This window comes from Desulfurobacterium crinifex (assembly GCF_054656775.1).
In genome coordinates this window covers 892,380-910,261 of the sequence record NZ_BAAHXO010000004.1, presented here as the reverse complement: position 1 = coordinate 910,261, position 17,882 = coordinate 892,380, and the positions used below count along the sequence as shown (strand labels likewise).

At 40.5% G+C, this 17,882-nt stretch carries 18 protein-coding genes; 9 read left to right on the top strand and 9 right to left on the bottom strand.

Annotation, left to right across the window (positions count from 1 at the left end; all coding sequences use genetic code 11):
• Nucleotides 1-2 precede the first annotated feature (2 nt).
• The 6 genes from lpxK to ACYQ3A_RS06805 are packed head-to-tail and all read left to right on the top strand — an operon-like array spanning nt 3 to nt 6,035.
• Complete coding sequence (gene lpxK / locus ACYQ3A_RS06830; protein WP_459896435.1) at nt 3-1,106, top strand: tetraacyldisaccharide 4'-kinase; 1,104 nt, start codon at nt 3-5, stop codon at nt 1,104-1,106.
• Entirely contained in the window at nt 1,036-1,896 is an 861-nt protein-coding gene (locus ACYQ3A_RS06825) for a lysophospholipid acyltransferase family protein (RefSeq protein ID WP_459896433.1), read from the top strand. Before lpxK ends, ACYQ3A_RS06825 begins: the two co-directional genes overlap by 71 nt.
• Entirely contained in the window at nt 1,875-2,783 is a 909-nt protein-coding gene (gene miaA, locus ACYQ3A_RS06820) for a tRNA (adenosine(37)-N6)-dimethylallyltransferase MiaA (protein ID WP_459896432.1), read from the top strand. The genes ACYQ3A_RS06825 and miaA overlap by 22 nt, the downstream gene beginning before the upstream one ends.
• A complete protein-coding gene (gene hfq, locus ACYQ3A_RS06815) occupies nt 2,780-3,013 on the top strand; it encodes an RNA chaperone Hfq (RefSeq protein WP_459896431.1) in 234 nt (77 codons plus the stop codon). The genes miaA and hfq overlap by 4 nt, the downstream gene beginning before the upstream one ends.
• Entirely contained in the window at nt 3,006-4,421 is a 1,416-nt protein-coding gene (locus ACYQ3A_RS06810; RefSeq protein ID WP_459896429.1) for a hypothetical protein, read from the top strand. Before hfq ends, ACYQ3A_RS06810 begins: the two co-directional genes overlap by 8 nt.
• On the top strand, nt 4,422-6,035 hold the full coding sequence (locus ACYQ3A_RS06805) for an Rqc2 family fibronectin-binding protein (protein WP_459896428.1): 1,614 nt from the start codon (nt 4,422-4,424) through the stop codon (nt 6,033-6,035).
• Here the strand turns inward: ACYQ3A_RS06805 and ACYQ3A_RS06800 are convergent.
• From ACYQ3A_RS06800 to argB, 5 genes are all read right to left on the bottom strand, one after another.
• Nucleotides 5,997-6,668 (bottom strand): Bax inhibitor-1/YccA family protein, encoded by a 672-nt coding sequence (locus ACYQ3A_RS06800; RefSeq protein WP_459896427.1) that lies wholly within the window; start codon nt 6,666-6,668, stop codon nt 5,997-5,999. The two genes, ACYQ3A_RS06805 and ACYQ3A_RS06800, sit on opposite strands and share 39 nt — an antisense overlap.
• A 360-nt stretch (nt 6,669-7,028) precedes the next feature.
• Nucleotides 7,029-7,433 carry a hypothetical protein gene (locus tag ACYQ3A_RS06795; RefSeq protein ID WP_459896426.1) on the bottom strand — a complete coding sequence of 135 codons (405 nt, stop codon included), beginning with the start codon at nt 7,431-7,433 and terminating at the stop codon, nt 7,029-7,031.
• A 153-nt stretch (nt 7,434-7,586) separates the two neighbouring features.
• Nucleotides 7,587-8,777: a cytochrome d ubiquinol oxidase subunit II gene (gene cydB, locus ACYQ3A_RS06790; protein ID WP_459896425.1), complete on the bottom strand. Its 1,191-nt coding sequence runs from the start codon at nt 8,775-8,777 to the stop codon at nt 7,587-7,589.
• A 15-nt stretch (nt 8,778-8,792) separates the two neighbouring features.
• Nucleotides 8,793-10,193, bottom strand: coding sequence for a cytochrome ubiquinol oxidase subunit I (locus tag ACYQ3A_RS06785; protein WP_459896424.1), 1,401 nt, complete (start codon nt 10,191-10,193; stop codon nt 8,793-8,795).
• A gap of 115 nt (nt 10,194-10,308) precedes the next feature.
• Complete coding sequence (gene argB, locus ACYQ3A_RS06780) at nt 10,309-11,187, bottom strand: acetylglutamate kinase (RefSeq protein ID WP_459896423.1); 879 nt, start codon at nt 11,185-11,187, stop codon at nt 10,309-10,311.
• Between the two features lie 133 nt (nt 11,188-11,320).
• On the opposite strand from argB, the gene ACYQ3A_RS06775 reads away from it, so the two are divergent.
• Complete coding sequence (locus tag ACYQ3A_RS06775) at nt 11,321-11,893, top strand: UbiX family flavin prenyltransferase (RefSeq protein ID WP_459896421.1); 573 nt, start codon at nt 11,321-11,323, stop codon at nt 11,891-11,893.
• 7 nt (nt 11,894-11,900) lie between these two features.
• Here the strand turns inward: ACYQ3A_RS06775 and ACYQ3A_RS06770 are convergent, their stop codons facing one another.
• A complete protein-coding gene (locus ACYQ3A_RS06770) occupies nt 11,901-12,845 on the bottom strand; it encodes an amino acid--tRNA ligase-related protein (RefSeq protein WP_459896420.1) in 945 nt (314 codons plus the stop codon).
• Between the two features lie 32 nt (nt 12,846-12,877).
• On the opposite strand from ACYQ3A_RS06770, the gene ACYQ3A_RS06765 reads away from it, so the two are divergent.
• Nucleotides 12,878-13,594 carry a metallophosphoesterase family protein gene (locus ACYQ3A_RS06765; RefSeq protein ID WP_459896418.1) on the top strand — a complete coding sequence of 239 codons (717 nt, stop codon included), beginning with the start codon at nt 12,878-12,880 and terminating at the stop codon, nt 13,592-13,594.
• Nucleotide 13,595: 1 nt separating this feature from the next.
• Nucleotides 13,596-15,026 carry an aldehyde dehydrogenase family protein gene (locus ACYQ3A_RS06760; RefSeq protein WP_459896417.1) on the top strand — a complete coding sequence of 477 codons (1,431 nt, stop codon included), beginning with the start codon at nt 13,596-13,598 and terminating at the stop codon, nt 15,024-15,026.
• An 86-nt stretch (nt 15,027-15,112) separates the two neighbouring features.
• On the opposite strand, the gene ACYQ3A_RS06755 is transcribed toward ACYQ3A_RS06760, so the two are convergent.
• The 3 genes from ACYQ3A_RS06755 to rho all read right to left on the bottom strand — a co-directional run bounded on the left by ACYQ3A_RS06755 (nt 15,113) and on the right by rho (nt 17,871).
• Nucleotides 15,113-15,907 carry a 2-amino-3,7-dideoxy-D-threo-hept-6-ulosonate synthase gene (locus ACYQ3A_RS06755; RefSeq protein WP_459896416.1) on the bottom strand — a complete coding sequence of 265 codons (795 nt, stop codon included), beginning with the start codon at nt 15,905-15,907 and terminating at the stop codon, nt 15,113-15,115.
• A gap of 84 nt (nt 15,908-15,991) precedes the next feature.
• A complete protein-coding gene (gene gmhA / locus ACYQ3A_RS06750; protein ID WP_459896415.1) occupies nt 15,992-16,603 on the bottom strand; it encodes a D-sedoheptulose 7-phosphate isomerase in 612 nt (203 codons plus the stop codon).
• Complete coding sequence (rho, locus tag ACYQ3A_RS06745) at nt 16,600-17,871, bottom strand: transcription termination factor Rho (protein WP_459896414.1); 1,272 nt, start codon at nt 17,869-17,871, stop codon at nt 16,600-16,602. Before rho ends, gmhA begins: the two co-directional genes overlap by 4 nt.
• Nucleotides 17,872-17,882 lie beyond the last annotated feature (11 nt).

Here is a 17,882-nt window from a genome sequence, read left to right as displayed (position 1 = left end):
GTTTGAATCTAAACAAGCTAAGATTAAAAGTATTGAGGAAAGAGGGAATTGGAGCTCCGCTCTTTCCCCTTTTCTGGTTACTCTCGGTAGCTTACTGCGGCGGAGCAGCTTTTAGAAACTTTCTTTACAACGCTGGCATTCTGGAATCGACATCCTTTTCACTTCCCGTTATCTCCGTAGGAAACGTTATCGCCGGTGGATCAGGTAAAACCCCTCTTACAGAATCGATATACCTTATCCTTGAAGAGTTGGGATTTTCCCCTGCCATTGTAACAAGAGGATACAGAGGAAAGGAGAAAGGACCCATCTTTGCAACAGATAATCCGGAACGCTTTGGAGATGAAGCTTCAATCTACGCCCTCAAAGGTTACAGAACAGTCGTCAGCAAAGAAAAACTTAAAGGAATAGAGTTTGCATTCTCCAAAGGTTCAAACGTCGCAATCCTTGACGACGGGTTTCAGTACAGAAAAGTTGTTCCGAAACTTAACATTGTGGCGATTGACCCATTTAACCCCTTTGGAGATGGATACTGCCTTCCCTTAGGTCTTCTGAGGGAATCCATTAAAAACCTTGAGAGAGCAGACTGTTTTGTGGTCACAAGAAGTAATCTCGTTGATATGAAAAGGCTCGAATCCTTAGAACTTTACCTGAAAAGCTTTAGAAAACCCATATTCTTAGCCGAACAGACGTTCAAATTTTGGGTAAACGAAAGGTTTGAGAGAACAGAACCACCAGAAGAAAAAGAAATCGACGTCTTTTGCGGAATCGGAAATCCTTCACAGTTTGTTGAAATGTTGATAAGGATGGGCTATAAAATCCGAAACTACCTCGTATTTAACGATCACCACTCCTACACCGAAGAGGAGATTGAAAAACTTAAAAGCTTGAAAAATCCGGTAACAACCGAAAAGGATCTAATAAAGCTCAGAAACTCTGGAATCAGAGCAAAAGCACCTGTTTTAAGACTTGACGCTTACGGTCTAAAAGAATTTATAGTATCAAACATCAAAAACGTTGAAAGGGTTGAGGAAGAAGTTGAAGGAGATTTCCTACCTTCTGGAGTATCTACTTTTAAAGGGGAGTCTCTCTTTAATAGAGAAGGTTAATAGGGAAAAGGCTTTTAAAGCTGGTGATATTCTGGCTGATATTCTCTATAACTACCCCAGGATAAAAAGAGTGACGGAAGAGAATCTCCAATTTACGAGATTTCCTGTTGAAATTGGAAAAGAGAGCCTTAAAAATTTCTTGCGGTGTTCAATAGACTTTGTTCGCTCAAAAAACTACTCATTTGAATACCTGAAAGGTATCTTTAAACCTGTTGATCCATCAGTCGTTCCACCAGAAGGAGGAATCCTCCTTACAGCCCACATCGGAAACTGGGAGCTTATGGGAGCACTATTCTCAGTACTTAGTGATGGAAAGCTCTCAGTCGTTGCAAAACCGATGAAAAATTGGAGAGTGGACAGGCTTATAAACTCTATCCGTCAAAAATGGGGAATAAAAGTTATTCCAACAGGGAACATAATTGAGATAGTAAAAGATCTGAAGAGGAAAAGGTACGTTGGAATTCTCCTTGATCAGAGACCAAAAGTAAAAGAGGGAGTTCTCACAAAATTCCTCGAAAGAGAAACTTACACAAACAGGGGAGCAGCAATCCTCAGCATAAAGACGGGAAAGCCTGCAATTCCAGCATTCTGTTTCATGGAAGGAGACAAATACTCAATCGAGGTCTATGAACCGATTTATCCAGATGGTAAAACTGTTGAAGAACTTACTCAGGAATATGCAAAAACCATTGAAAAAGCTGTAAGGAAACACCCAGAACAGTGGTTCTGGTTTCATAGAAGATGGAAAAATTCTCCGGAGTTTAAAAAGTGGAAAGAGAAAAGCCGCTGATAATCATAACAGGTCCAACAGCAACTGGAAAAACAGACTTCTCCATAAAACTTGCAAGGGAGATTGGCGGCGAAATAATCAGCGCCGACTCAATGCAGGTCTATAGAGGACTTGATATAGGAACAGACAAAATCTCAAAGGAAATAAGGAAAGAGATTCCCCACTACTTGATAGACATCAGAGAGCCTGACGAACTATTTTCCGTTGCTGACTTTGTGAGAGAAGCAGATAAAGCTATAGCCGAAATAAGAAAAAAGGATAGATACCCGATTGTTGTTGGTGGAACGGGTTTTTATATAAGAGCTCTACTCTACGGTCTTCCGGATGTTCCTCCCGGAAGTGAAGAGATAAGGAAAGAACTAAAGAAACTGTCAAATGAGGAGATTTACAATCTACTGCTTGAAGTTGACAGAGAGTCAGCAGAGAGAATAGGAAAAAACGACAGAAAGAGACTAATAAGAGCTTATGAGGTCTATAAACTAACAGGAGAACCTCTCTCTTCATTCAAATTCCCCGAAAAACCTCGCTATAGATTCTTAGGTTACTTCCTCTACAGAAACAGACCTGAGCTCTACAGGAGAATTGAAGACAGAGTTGATTCACAAATAGAGAGAGGGCTCATCGATGAAACTAAATGGCTCCTCCATTTCGGGAAAGATATAACAGCCTTCCAGGCTCTCGGTTACAAGGAGATGCTGGAGCACATAGAGGGAAGAAAATCTCTTGAAGAGGCAATCAGACTTCTTAAAAGGAGAACCAAGCAGTTTGCAAAAAGACAGTTTACGTGGTTTAGGAAAGAACCTAAATTTAAATGGGTAAATCTATCAGAAATTCCGGAAGAAAAACTGATAGAGATGATAAAAAAAGATCTAAGGGAGGAGCAATGAACCTACAGGACACTTACCTCAACAGACTAAGAAAAGAGAGAATCCCAGTTAGCATCTTCCTTTCAAGGGGAACAAGACTTCAGGGGGTAATTACGTTCTTTGACCAATTTACAATCCTGCTTGAAAACGGAGGAACACAGCAACTGGTTTATAAGCACTCCATAGCAACAATAGTGCCATCAAGACCTATCAAGAACCTCTTCAAAGAAGAGGAAAAAAAGAGTGAGTAAAACTATTCTTTTTGGTGGGCTGACTCCACTCCACGAATTGTTTATGAAGGGAGCCGTCGAAAGCTTAGGTTACAAAGTCGAGTTTCTACCAACTCCAGATAACTGTTCTCTTGCAATTGGTAGAGAGTTCTGTAATAGAGGAATGTGCAATCCAACCTATTACACGGTTGGTAATCTCATCAAGTACCTTCAGGAAAAGAGCTCAGCTGGTATAGACGTTGAAAAAGAATACATGTCTGTAACTATAGGCGCCTGTGGTCCCTGCAGATTCGGCATGTACGAATCTGAGTATAGACATGCTCTAAAAGCGGCTGGCTTTAAGAACTTCTCTTTCTCAATACTCAACCAGAGTAAATTCTCTTCAGAAGGAGAACTCAAACTTACACCCTCGCTTGTCTGGAAACTGGTAAAAGCCGTTTGGGTTGCAGACATTGTAAGGGATCTTGGCTATCAGCTTAGACCTTACGAAGTTATACCTGGCTCTGTAGATAAAACCATTTCAAGATCAAAAGAAGAAATCTACCAGATCTTAAAAAAAGGTGGAAAGGTCAAGGATTTAATTTCAGTCCTAAGGCTTTTTAGAAAGAGACTTGAAGGTCTTCAGTTTGACTATACAAGAGTAAAACCCGTTGTTAGCGTAATTGGAGAGTTCTGGGCCCATACAACTGAAGGGGATGGGAACTATCATCTCCACAGATGGCTTGAATCTGAAGGTGCTGAAGTAAGGGTCGAGTCAATAGCAGGATGGATAGATTACCAACTCTTTATTGAAGAAGAGAAAATTAAAGCTGATATCAAGATAAAAGGTTTGACAGCAGATAGAATTAAAAAACTTCTTGCAGTAAAAGGAATGGCAGTAACGTTTAGAACGCTCTACAACATCTTTAGAAAAATCTTCGATTTCAGACCCAAACCACTTCCATCTCAAAGATATTTGGCAAAGATATCAAAACCCTACTTTGACTACTTTGTGGTCGGTGGTGAAGGACATCTTGAAGTTGCAAAACACATCTACAACGTAAAAGAGAAAAAAGCTCACATGACAGTTTCTGTAAAACCTTTTGGCTGCATGCCTTCAACCCAAAGCGATGGAGCTCAGGTAAAAGTCCTTTCAGACTACCCGGAAAGCATCTTCATCTCAATTGAAACCTCTGGCGACGGAGAGGTAAATGTAAAGAGCAGAGTTCAGATGAAGCTATTTGAAGCTAAAAAATCCGCGCAAGGAGAGTTTGAAAAACTCCTGAGCAGTCTCAAGATTCCAGAAACTGCATTTAAAGAAGCTTTTAGCCTAAGAGAACCCTTTATAAAACTCTCAAAGAATTACATTGGAACAGCAGCAAGAGCTTTAAAGGCAAACGAGAAACTGATTCGCTCTTCAGCTCTTCAGATTCAGGAATCGGGAGCATAGGTGGACTATCTGTTCATAGAAAAATGTAAAATAGAACTTGAAAAAGAGCTTCAGAAAGAGAGAATATCCAGCGTTCACGCCGATTCTAAAAGCTTTTCATTGAAGTTCAGAAAAGGTTTTCTCAACATCTATGCAGGGCAGCCAAATGCCCTTTTCTTTTCTGATTTTGGTATAGCAAAAGAGAAGAATTCCAGGTTCAAGGCACTTGAAGGAACCTTTGTCAAATCCGTTAAACTTCCAGTTATCGACAGGGTAATTGAGATTGAAACGGTAAAGATCCTTCCATCTGGAAAAACTGAAACCTACTATCTTATCTTCGAGCTTACAGGAAAGAACGCAAACGTTTTTCTGCTTGATAGAGAAAGAAAAATCATCTCAACGTTGAGAGAGGTTAAGAGCTCTGTAAGACCCCTTGAAAAAAATGATACTTATACCTTTCCTCCACAGGAGAAAAAGGAGTTTCATCAGCTTCATTTTGGAGAAGCAACCAAGGAGGGAATTGAGAAAAACCTCCACAAATTCGCTGCCGGGATATCTCCCTTAAACGCAAAGGAAATTGCCCATCTATTTGAAAAGCTGGGAAGTCTTGAAAAAGCGTACGAAGAGTTCCTCAAGAAACACAGATTGTCAAATAGCGCTTACCTCTACTACGAAGAAGATAAGCCAAAGTACATGACAACGTTTCTCTACCAGTCGCTTGAGAGACTGAGGTTCAAAGAGTTCTCTGGAAAACTTCCCTACACAGAATGCTGGAAAACCTACTATTTAGAAAAGGTTGAAAGAGAAGAACTAAAATCACTGAAAAGAAAGCTTCTAAGAGATCTGGAAAAGAGAGTTGAAGCGCTTAAAAAAGAGCTCCAATCTCTCAAAAGCAGAGAAGAACTCCTGAGAGAAGCCGAAGAGAACAGGAAACTGGGAGAGCTCCTGAAGTACAATCTGAACCTCATAAAACCAGGAGTGAAAAACGTAAAAGTCTTTGACTATTACACCAATCAGGAAGTGGAAATATCTCTCGATCCGAAACTTTCTCCACAGAAAAATGTCGAAAAGTACTTCTCAAAGTACAGAAAACTCAAAAGAAAGGTAGAACACGAAGAAACCTTGAGAAAAAAACTGGAAGAGGAGCTCCTTGAACTGGAATTTCTGAAGGAAACGATAAATGATAAAGAAACTCTGGAAGAGCTTCAGGATCTCATTCCGGAAGAGAAGAAAAAAGAGAAAAAGAAGAAAAGCTTCAGAATATATACCCTGCCCTCAGGAAGAAAGATTATAGTCGGTAGAAGCAGCAAAGAGAACGAATTCCTCTCCATGAAACTTGCGAATCCGTGGGATATCTGGTTCCACGCAAAAGAGATACCCGGCTCTCACGTCATACTAAGACTCAACAGAGAGGAAAAACCATCAGATGAGGACATTCTCCTGTCTGCCGCCGCAGCGGCTTTTTTCAGTAAGGGAAAACAGTCAGGAAAGGTTCCGGTCGACTATACAGAGGCAAAAAACCTCAAAAAGCCAAAGGGAACACCCCCTGGCTTTGTAATCTACGAAAACGAAAGAACAATAGTCGTAAATCCAGACCTATTCTCTCCTCTCGCCAAAGAGTCTGAGAAGAGCTAAGAAAAGGTTGATTAAATCCAGATACAGAGCAAGAGCTCCAAAGAATGCATTCCCCTCAGTGTAAGCCATCTCCTCAAGCTTCTGAATATCGTAAGCAGTCAACCCTAAGAAGACAAGAACAGTCACAACGCTAATTGCAATCCCAAGACCGGCGGACTTTACAAGGAAAATGTTCAGAAATGACGCAACAATAATACCGATCAATCCAACAAAAAGGTAAGTTCCAAATCTTCTGAAATCCACCTTTTTACTCATCGCAAGAAGAGCCATTATCCCGAAAAGAATAGAAGCAGAGAGAAATGCAGTGATAATTGACTTTCCTGTATACATGACCAAGATTGGAGCAAGAAGCACTCCCTCTGCTGCTGAAAAGAGGTAAAACGCCACTCCTGCAAGGAGACCATTATTTCTGAGAAGTCCCGTAGCAATCACAAGAACAAAAGAGAGAACTGCAAAACCTATAAATCCCCACTTACCAAAAGCAAACACAAGTCCGGAAGTAAGAGCCAAATAGGATGTAATAGCTGTAAGCAATAGACCTAAGAACATGTTCAGAAAAACCTTTCCGAGAAAAGCATTAAAAGAGGTTGTCTCTGTTCTCTCCATAACCACTGGATTTCTTTCAAACTCCATAGTTCCTCCAGATTATGAAATTTTCTGCATTTGGACTTTGGAATATATAGCCTTTTATCTTCATAGAAAAGAAGACACTTAAAAGATTATCCCATAGAAAATATAAAAACTCCTTCTTTTACGAAGAAGACTGGGGGGTTTTTATTTTGGTTGAAAATAGAGGATTTACAGATGGCAAGCTGGGTTAAGGAAATACTTTAGCAAGAAGAAAATTTTGAAAATTTTTGGAAAAGTCTGAAGAACAGAATTGAAAAGGGGGACAGCCCCCCTTACTTCATTGTAATGATAGTGAAAGAAGTAATGAGAACAATCAAAATGTATATTCCAAAAACCCCATAAAACATAAGCTTTTTAATTGGGCTATTTTCCATCCTTCCCTCCTTCAATTGAGGCTTTTAAAGTGTTGAGCTCCGTCTCAAATCTATCTCTGTTCAAGAAGACGACTACATAATGCCCTACAATTCCTTTAAGGGCAAACATAGCGCACAGAATAAACACAAGCCTTGAGAGGAAGTGAGCAGTTGTACCGGGCTCAAAAACAACTTTCCAAAGGTATAGAAACGGTAAAAGCAAACCTCCACCTATTAACAAAAAGTAGGTAAAAAGGTTGGGCTTAAAGAAGCTAAGTTCTTCTCTTAATTCCTCTTTCAAAAACTTTTCAACCTCTTCCCAATTTCCAGTTTGTCCATAGAGCTCATAAGCCTTATCTATCAACTCCTTTCTACCTGCAAAGAACCTTTCTTTAAGCCCAATAATCGCGGACATTTACACTCCTCTCAAGAATTTAAGGAAAGGGGGATTAAACCCCCTCACCCTCCAATTTAGACTTTGCAAGTGTATATGTCAGCCACGCAACACTTATCCACCAGATAAAAGCTATTATAAGCCACATAACTACCTCCTTTAACCTTAATAAGCTTATCCACGAGCCTCTTCAATTTCTCTCTTGATGGACTCAGAAGAAATCTTGAAGAGGAACATCTTGTAAACCCAAGCCTGGTAAGCAATAACGATTGGTGTAAAGATGATAGCTGCCACGAGCATAACCGTCAGAGTGAGAGTACTTGAAGCACCATTGTAGATGGTAATTGAGTGCTCAAGCCCAACACTGGAAGGAACTGCCAGTGGATAAGCACCGAAGAATACTGCAAAACCTGCAAAGACGAACGTTAAGGATGAGAAGAGGAATGCTTTTGCTCCATTCATGTTTTTAACAGCCATTAAGTAGCCAACCGCTGAAAGTGCAGCAAGAACAATGAGGATAAGCTCGATAACAGGGAATCTGAAAAGAGCATGCTCAAGAACACCATTGTTAAGCATTGAAGCTATCTGCTGAAGCATATCCTCTGGAAGGTTTAGGTACCTGACATTTTCTGGATTGGAAATCTTAAATGAGATTGTATAAGCAACTCCAGTACACACAACGTACATTACAACGAATGGAAGCCAAAGCTTGAGAGCGATATTTCTTGCCCTTTCAGCAATCTCACCCTCTGTCTTCCAGATAAGCCAGGAGACACCGTGGAGGATGATAAAAAGAACAGTTGTTACACCAACAAGGAGTCCAAATAGACCATGGAACGTAAGTGGATTAATAAGATTGATAAAGCTAAGTGGGAACTTTTCAGCATAAACAAAACCTGCAAGAGGATCGCCTTCAATACCCATATTCTTAATTGGAATTCCAGCAAGAATATTACCGATAGCTACACCAATAAGAAGAGCAACTATAAAACTTGACCAGAAGATACTCTGATCCCAGATCTTCCTCCATCCTGGATCCTCTTCTTTACTCCTGAACTCAAACGAAACTGCCCTGTAAATTAGAGCAAGGAGAACTACAAAGAGTGCTATGTAAAGAGAGCTAAAGAGTGCTGCGTAGAGTTCTGGAAAGGCTGCAAAAGCGGCACCACCAGCAGTGATAAACCATACTTCGTTACCGTCCCATACAGGACCAATGGCATTGATCATAACTCTTCTTTCAATATCGGTCTTGGCAATAATTGTGTGAAGAATTCCTACCCCTAAGTCAAAACCGTCCGTAAGAATGTATCCAGCAATGAGCACCGTAACTAAGAATGCCCATATTGTAGGCAAATCAAAGTGCATCTCTCACCTCCTCCATTAATAGAGTTCTGCTTCTTTCTCTGGACCCTTGGTTGCAAACTTGGCGATAAGATAGAAGTCTGCAATAGCAAGGGCTGTAAATGTAACAGCAAAGACAACATAAGTAATGACAACTTCCACATTTGTAAGAGGAGATACAGCTTGAGCAGTTTTAAGACCTATTCCTGGCATCAGAATTTTTCCGTAATCATCCGTAAGTGGATAAACAATCCATGGCTGTCTTCCAACTTCTGCAAACGCCCATCCAAGCCAGCAAGCAATGTAAGGTAATGGAAGAGAGTAGAGTGCCAGTTTCAGGTAGCCTGTACTGTTCTCAAGATTTCTAAACTTCATGAGCCCTACAAGGAAGAGAATCACAAAGTAGAATCCAAGATAGACCATCAAGTGGAATGCCCAGAAGTTGAAGTTAACAGGTGGAATGTAGTTTCCTGAACCAAACTGAGCTTCAAACTGTTTCTGAAGATCTTTGATACCTTTAATCTCAGCATTGAAATCGTGTGCAGCAAGGAAGCTAAGAAGACCTGGAATTGGAACTGGAATCTCAACAACGTTCTTCTGAGCCTTCTCATCAGCCCATGCAAAGAGAAGGAGATTTGCACCTTTCTTAGTCTCCCAAAGAGCTTCACCTGCAGCAAGTTTTGTTGGCTGAGTTTTAGCAACTTCATGGGCATGGATGTCACCAATTACTACTTCACCTACAGAAGCGATAAGTCCAAAAACAAGAGCGATGTATGCAGACTTCTTAAAGAACTCAACATGCTGCTTCTTGAGGAGGTGGTATGCACTTACAGCAAGAACAAATACTGCTGAAAGAACCATTCCAGCTGTAGCTGTATGCCAGAACTTAACGTCCGCAACTGGGTTAAATACTATTGCCCACCAATCTTTCATCTCTGCTCTTTTACCTGCAAGTGTCTGAACAACCTCAGCACCTACCGGGTGCTGCATCCATCCGTTGGCAACGAGAATCCAAAGAGCTGAGAGGTTTGAACCGATAGATGAAAGCCATGCAGCTAAGAGATGAACTCCCTTTGGCACCTTATCCCAACCAAAGAGAAAGACTCCCATGAAGGTTGACTCCATGAAGAACGCAAGAAGTCCTTCAATAGCAAGTGGTGCACCGAAAATGTCTCCAACGAACCTTGAGTAGACCGACCAGTTCATACCGAACTCAAACTCGTGAACCAGTCCTGTAGCAACCCCCAGTGCAAAGTTGATGGCAAAGAGTTTAGCCCAGAACTTTGCCATGTCCCGGTAGATCTCTTTGCCTGTTGCGTAGTGAAGCGTCAACATGATTGCAGACAGCGTTGACAGCCCTAAGGTTAATGGTACGAAGATAAAGTGGAAGAAGGCTGTCATCGCGAACTGCAGTCGCGATACCAGTAGTACGAAGTCCATCGCGGCACCTCCCTGAAAGTTTTTATCCCCTTATTCTTTAGATTTTAAGCACAATTATTATACCAAAACTTACTAATTACGGTTAACATTTCATACACTGTATATTAGTAATTTTTTATATTATCTCTGTACCGATACCTTCCTGTGTAAAAATCTCAAGGAGAACAGAATGCTTCACCCTTCCATCTATGATATGAGCCTTTTTTACCCCTCCAGTTAATGCAATTTCACAAGCTTTAACCTTTGGAATCATACCCCCAGAAATTGTTCCATCTTCAATTAAACCCGACAAATCCCCTCTTGCGATAGATTTTATCAAATTACCTTTTTTATTCTTTATTCCTTCAACATCCGTTAACATTATAAGTTTTTCAGCCTTTAAGGCTGCTGCCACCTCTCCCGCTACCAAATCTGCATTTATATTATAAGCTTCAAAGTCCTCACCAATTCCGACGGGAGCTATTACTGGTATAAATTTGGACTCAAGCAGTTTAGTGACAATATCTGGATTAACTTTCTTAACCTTCCCTACGAATCCAAGATCAATAATCTCCGGTGCCTTCACTTCAGACAAATACTTCTTAAAATCAATTTTTTCGGCAACTATAAGATTCCCATCTTTGCCAGACAATCCGACTGCATTTCCACCATGGGAATTAATGAGCTTAACAATTTCCTTGTTTACTTTCCCTACAAGAACCATTTCAACTACATTCATAGTTTCTCTATCCGTTACTCTCATACCACCAACAAACCGAGTAGGTATCTTCAGCTTCTCAAGGAATTCTCCAATCTGAGGTCCCCCTCCATGAACTATAACAGGATTAATTCCGATGTATTTAAGAAGTACAACGTCCTCAGCAAAAGCACGTTTTAGTTCTTCCCTTATCATTGCATTGCCGCCATACTTAATAACTATTGTCTTCCCATAAAATTTCTTTATATACGGAAGCGCTTCCAAAAGGATTGATGCTTTCTCTATAAGCTTTTCCACTCTACTCCTCCAGATTAAGATTGTGTTGAAACTCAATTATAAAAGAGTTATTCCTTATATCTGAAGAGGCTGTTTATTCTTCAGATGCTAAAATCTTCTCTCTCCTCTTTGGAAACCACGCATGGAGATAGGAATGGAAAGAATTGTTGTTGGAATAACAGGAGCAAGCGGTTCCATCTATGGCAAAAGGATTGTAGAAATCTTAGTCGCGAACAGCTATCTGGTTGACATTATCTTCTCAGAAACTGGAAAAAAAGTGTTTGAATACGAAACAGGAATTACAGTAGAAGAGTTTATAAACTCCCTTCCAGAAGAACAGGTTACACTCTTTGATCATAACGACCTATTTGCACCTCCTTCAAGTGGCTCCTATAGAACTATTGGAATGATCATAGCTCCCTGCTCAGCCGGAACCCTCGGACACATAGCATTGGGAATTACAGACAATCTGATACACAGAGCTGCAGATGTAACGCTGAAGGAAAGAAGACCCTTAGTGTTGGTCTTCAGGGAAACCCCATTAAACAGAATTCACATTGAAAACATGTTAAGAGTCACAGATGCCGGAGCGACAGTACTGCCTGCATCTCCCGGATTCTATGGAAAGTCAGAAACAGTAGAAGATCTGGTCAATTTTGTAGTTGAGAGGGCTCTTAGAACTTTAACAGGAAAGGAATTTAATCTGGTCAAAAACTGGGGAGAATAATCACTACTCACTGTTCTCCATTCACTTCTTTTATTAACTTTCCTACGGGAAAAGGAATTACATCTTTAATAGCCTTTCCTGTGATCAACATGATGAGTCTGTCAAAACCAAGAGCCACACCTTCACAGTCTGGAAGTGGTTTTTCTCTAAGAAGTCTTAAAAAGCCTTTATCCAATGCCCGTTTTCCCTTCTCAAGAAATTTCTTTCTGTAACTTTCGAAATCTGTAAGCTCCGTATAACCATTTGCTAACTCAAGACCACAAACATAGAGCTCGAACCTCTCTGCAAATCCATTACTTACTTTAGCCATTGCTGAGAACTTCTCGGGATAGTTGTAAAGAAAAACAGGTACTTCAAACTGTGAAAGAGCTGGTTCTACTTTATCGACCAGAAGCCTGAAAAATCCAGATTCATATTCTTTCTCTCCAGAAACTTTAATAACTTCTTCTTCATCAAGAAGATTCCTGACTCCGGCAAATTCTATGAAAGCCTCTTCAACTGTGATAGCTGTGTAATTATCAACCTTCACTCTCCTTCCTCTGTAGGAAAGCTCTTTTTTACCTGCAGCTTTTGTGCAGTGCTTTAGGAGCTCAAAAGTTTCCTCCATTCCTTTTTTGTAGTCTGCTCCTGTTCTATACCATTCAACCATTGTAAACTCGACATTGTGAGACTCTGTTACTTCTCCATCTCTAAATACCTTACAGATTTGATAAATCCTTGGAATGCCATGCCAGATAATTCTTTTCATAAAAAACTCAGGGGAAGTGTGGAGAAACCAGTCAAATTTCTTTCCCGAAAAGTCGGAAAATAGAGTTCTGACGTTAACAACATTTGAATCGGGATTTTCATAGGGAACAAGTACCGGGGTTTCTACTTCAATGAACTCCTGAGAATCAAAAAATTCCCTTACAGTTTTAAGAATTCTGCTTCTCAACTTCAAAATATCTTCCATTTCGGAGAGCTCCGTAATAAACTTAAATTGCTATGAAGATAGGAATAATATCCGATATACACGGAAATCTCCACGCCCTCCAGGCTGTGGCAGAAGAATTAGAAAGAGAAAAGGTTGATGAAATCTGGTGCCTCGGTGACGTTGTTGGATATGGAGCTTTCCCCAACGAATGTCTCCAGTGGGTTAAGGAGAACTGTAAATACTTCATTCTGGGAAATCATGAACTGGCACTTTTGAATTTAATAGACCTATCAATGCTAAACGACTATGCCGCAAGAGCAATTATTTGGACAAAAGAGGTTATAAAAACAGAATTTCTGGATTTTCTCATAACAAAAGGAGTTCAGATACTAACCTCTCAATTCCAGTTGGTTCATGATACCCCGGAATCACCAGGAAGTATGAAGTACATACTAACCCTCGAAGATGCTTACTACAGTCTCATCAGACAGGTCAGACCTGTTTGCTTCTCTGGTCACACCCACATACCTGCAGCATATAAACTCGAAAGTGCAAATCCGGATAGAATTAGAGCATCAATCATCAATATAGAAAAGGGAAGATATTTAATAAACCCAGGAAGCGTGGGACAGCCGAGGGATAAAAACCCTAATGCCGCTTTTATAATCCTTGATGAAAAAACCGTTTATTTTAGAAAGGTAAAATACGACGTCAAATCTGCAGCAAAGGCAATTTTGAAAGCAGGACTTCCTGAATTCTTAGCAGCAAGATTACTTTTGGGGGTATAGAATGAAGGGTTACATGTTGATAGCCGGAAAAAAAGTCTACAAGCAGGAAGAGATAGAAATTCACTTTCCCTATGACGGCTCTTTGGTTGGAACCATTCCAAGAGGGAAAAAAGAAGATGTTGACCTTGCAGTAGAGGCTGCAAAGAAAGGGTTCGAAAAGATTAAAAAGATGACAGCTTATGAAAGATACCAGTGTCTTCAAAAAGCCGCAAGGATAATTTCAAGGAGAGCGGAAGAATTCGCAGAAATCCTCACCCTTGAAGTCGGGAAAACGATAAAAGAGTCAATGGCAGAGGTTGGAAGAGCAATAAACACAATAACGCTGGCTGCAGAAGAATCAAAGAGAATTCTCGGGGAAGAAGTTCCATTTGATGCTGCTCCAGGAATCAAAAACAAAGTGGGATTTTACAGGAGAGTTCCTCTTGGGATTATTGGATGCATAACACCTTTTAACTTTCCTTTAAACCTCACCTGTCACAAAGTGGCTCCTGCACTTGCAGCAGGAAACAGCGTAATCATTAAACCGTCTGAAAACACCTCACTAACAGTGATAAAGTTAGCTGAAGTCCTGATTGAAGCTGGATTCCCTCCAGAAGCGGTGAACGTCGTAACAGGATACGGAGAGGAAGCTGGAGATGCCTTAGTCAGGAACGAAGATGTAAGGATGATTACATTTACGGGAAGCGTTGAAACTGGAAAAATCATAATGAGTAGAGGCGGACTTAAAAAATATGCAATGGAGCTTGGCTCAAACGCAGGTGTTTATATAGATGAGGATCAGGACTATAGGCTCAAAGAAATAGCTGAAAAAGTTGCAAGAGGTGGTTTTGCCCTAGCTGGTCAGGTCTGCATCTCCGTTCAAAGGGTCTTCGTCCATGAAAAACTGTTTGATAGTTTCGTTAAAGAAATCACAGACTTTTCAAGAACACTAAAAGTAGGAGATCCCAGAAAATCAGACACCGACATGGGCCCTGTAATCGATAAGAACGCTGCAGACAGGATAATTGAATGGATAGAAGAGGCTAAGGGGCTCGGAGCAGAAGTTGTATATGGTGGAAATAGAATATCAGATACATTGATTGAACCAACGGTTGTTATAAATGTTCCTGAAGAGGCCAAACTGTTTAAAAAAGAAGTCTTTGGACCAGTAATTGTTGTCAATAAAGTCTCTTCCATTGAAGAGGGAATAAAACAGGTAAATAACTCCCCTTATGGTCTCCAGGCTGGAATATTCACAAACAACCTGAAAAACGCCTTTAAGTTTAGCGAAGAGGTAGAATGCGGTGGAATCATGGTAAACGAGATTCCAACATTCAGAGTTGATCAAATGCCTTATGGTGGAGTGAAAGAGAGCGGAATAGGAAGAGAAGGACCTCACTTTGCAATAGAAGAAATGACAGAGATTAAAACAATCTGTTTTGATCTGAATTAATCCCCCCCTTCGTTCCCCCCCTTACAGGGGGGGAATGATTAAAGTTCCATCTTTCGTAAAGGGGGTTGGGAAAATTAACTTTTTCTTTACTTTAAATACTCAGCAGCTTCCTTTGCAGACTTTCCTTCGTGAACTATAGCAGCAATTGCTCTTACTATTTTTTCAGGGTTGTCATGCTGGAAGGCATTTCTTCCGATGGAAACACCTTTAGCTCCAGCCTTCATAGCTCCTTCAACCATTTCAAGTATTTCCATATCGTTGCTCATCTTTGGACCACCGGCTATAACAACCGGAATTGGACAACCCTCTGTCACTTTTCTGAATGATTCAGGATCTCCCGTATAGGCAACTTTTACAATGTCAGCTCCAAGTTCGGCTGCAACCCTTGCACAGTGAGCAACTACTTCTGGATCAAACTGGTCTTTTATATGTTCTCCTCTTGCATACATCATTGCTATTAACGGCATTCCCCATTCAAGACAACTTTCAGAAACTCTCCCAAAATCTTCAAGCATTTTATCTTCGTTAACGTCTCCTAAGTTAACATGAATTGAAACTCCGTCTGCTCCAAGCTTTATGGCTTCTTCTACGGTACAGACAAGAACTTTTGTATTTGGCTTGGGAGAAAGAGAAGTACTTGCTGACATATGAACAATCAATCCAACGTCTTTACCCCTTTTTCTGTGACCATGCCTTACAAGACCTTTATGAATAATAACTGCATTGGCTCCACCGTTTGCAACTCTATCTATGGATTCTCTGATGTCTATTATTCCCGGAATTGGACCCATAGAAACACCATGATCCATCGGAATTATTACAGTATTTCCCGTTTCTCTGTTGATAAGTCTCTCCATTCTTATAGCTTTTCCTATTTTCATAATGAAAACCTCCCGAAATAGTTTTCAAAAATTGTAAAAATCAAGTTTGGGAATTTTAACAGGAATTTTTGTTTTCAGAATAGACTACTGCTGACACCCCTCCCCAACGGGAGGGAAATAGTTGTCATAGGAATAGAGATACTTTTCGATGAAATCACAGAGAATATGACCCAGGGTTATGTGAACTTCTTGGATTCTTGGGGTTGAAAAGCTCTTAACCACAAAACAGTGATCAGCTATCTTCGATAACTCACCCCCATCTTTACCAGAAAAACCTACAGTCAGAAGTCCCAACTCTTTTGCTCTCTTTACAGCGTTAATCACGTTTTTTGAATTTCCGCTTGTGCTTATTCCTATAAGCACGTCTCCTTCCTTACTTAGCGCTTCTACTTGTCTTTCGAATATTTTATCAAATGAGTAATCATTTCCAACAGCCGTAAGAATAGAGGTGTCTGTTGTAAGAGCAATGGCAGGAAGAGCTCTCCTCTCCATTCCAAATCTGCCCACAAGTTCAGCAGCTATGTGTTGACAATCAGCAGCAGAACCACCATTACCACAGAGAAGTATCTTTTTCCCTTCTTTTATCCTCTTTGCAACTTCTAAGAAAACAGAGTAGATCTTTTCTCTGTTTTCCTCTACAAAAGCCCTCTTTAGGTCTGCACTTTCAAGGAAAGAGTAATATATGAGCTCCTTCATGCGTTCATCGCCTTCAGGAAGTCTTCATTTGTCTTATACTTTCTGAGTTTTTCAAGGAGAAACTCCATTGCCTCCACAGGGGACATAGATGTAAGAAGTCTCCTGAGTATCCAACTACGGTTAAGTTCCCACTCGGAGAGAAGAAGTTCCTCTTTTCTTGTTCCCGATTTCTGAATATTTATAGCAGGGAATATCCTTCTCTCAACAAGCTGTCTATCAAGGACAATCTCCATGTTACCAGTTCCCTTAAACTCTTCAAATATAACATCGTCCATACGGCTACCAGTTTCAACAAGAGCTGTTGCTATGATTGTAAGACTTCCTCCCTCTTCTATGTTCCTGGCAGCACCAAAGAACCTCTTAGGCTTGTGGAAAGCATGGGCATCAATACCACCTGAAAGAATCTTTCCACTTGGAGGAGTTAGAGTATTGTAAGCCCTTGCAAGCCTTGTCAAGGAGTCAAGGAGAATTACAACATCCTTCTTGTGCTCAACAAGCCTTTTTGCCTTTTCAATTACTATTTCTGCAACTTGGGCGTGCCTTTCTGGTGGCTCATCAAAGGTTGAACTTATAACCTCATCAGCTAAAGTGTTTCTTTTCATATCTGTAACTTCTTCAGGCCTCTCATCAATGAGAAGAATTATCAGATAAGTATCCGGATAATTGGTCTTTATAGCGTTCGCCATCTTCTGAAGGAGAACTGTCTTTCCAGCTCTCGGAGGAGCAACAACCAATCCCCTCTGTCCCTTTCCAACAGGAGTGATCAGATCAACAACCCTTGTAGAAAGCTCTGACGGATCGTGTTCAAGTCTGAACCTCTCGGTCGGATGAAGAGGTGTAAGTTGATCAAATTGAGGTCTTGTCTTTGCTATCTCAGGAGATTCCCAGTTTATTGCATCAACCTTTAGAAGGGCAAAGTACTTCTCACCTTCTTTTGGGAGTCTAACCTCACCTGCAATAGTATCCCCTGTTCTGAGACCAAACCTCCTTATTTGAGAAGGAGACACATAGACATCGTTAGAACTTGGAAGGTAGTTGTTTTCCGGTGAACGAAGAAAACCAAATCCATCCGGAAGAACTTCAAGAACTCCTACTCTGAAAATTGCCCCTCTTCTTTCTGCATCCTTTTCGAGAATTCTTCTTATAAATTCCTGTTTTTTTGCCGTTTTAACTTCAATCCCTAAGGATTTGGCAATCTTTCTCAGATCAAAAATGCTCATTTTCTGGAGTTGGTCAATAGTTAAGCCCTCCAGTGTATTTTCCGCCATTACAGGATTTC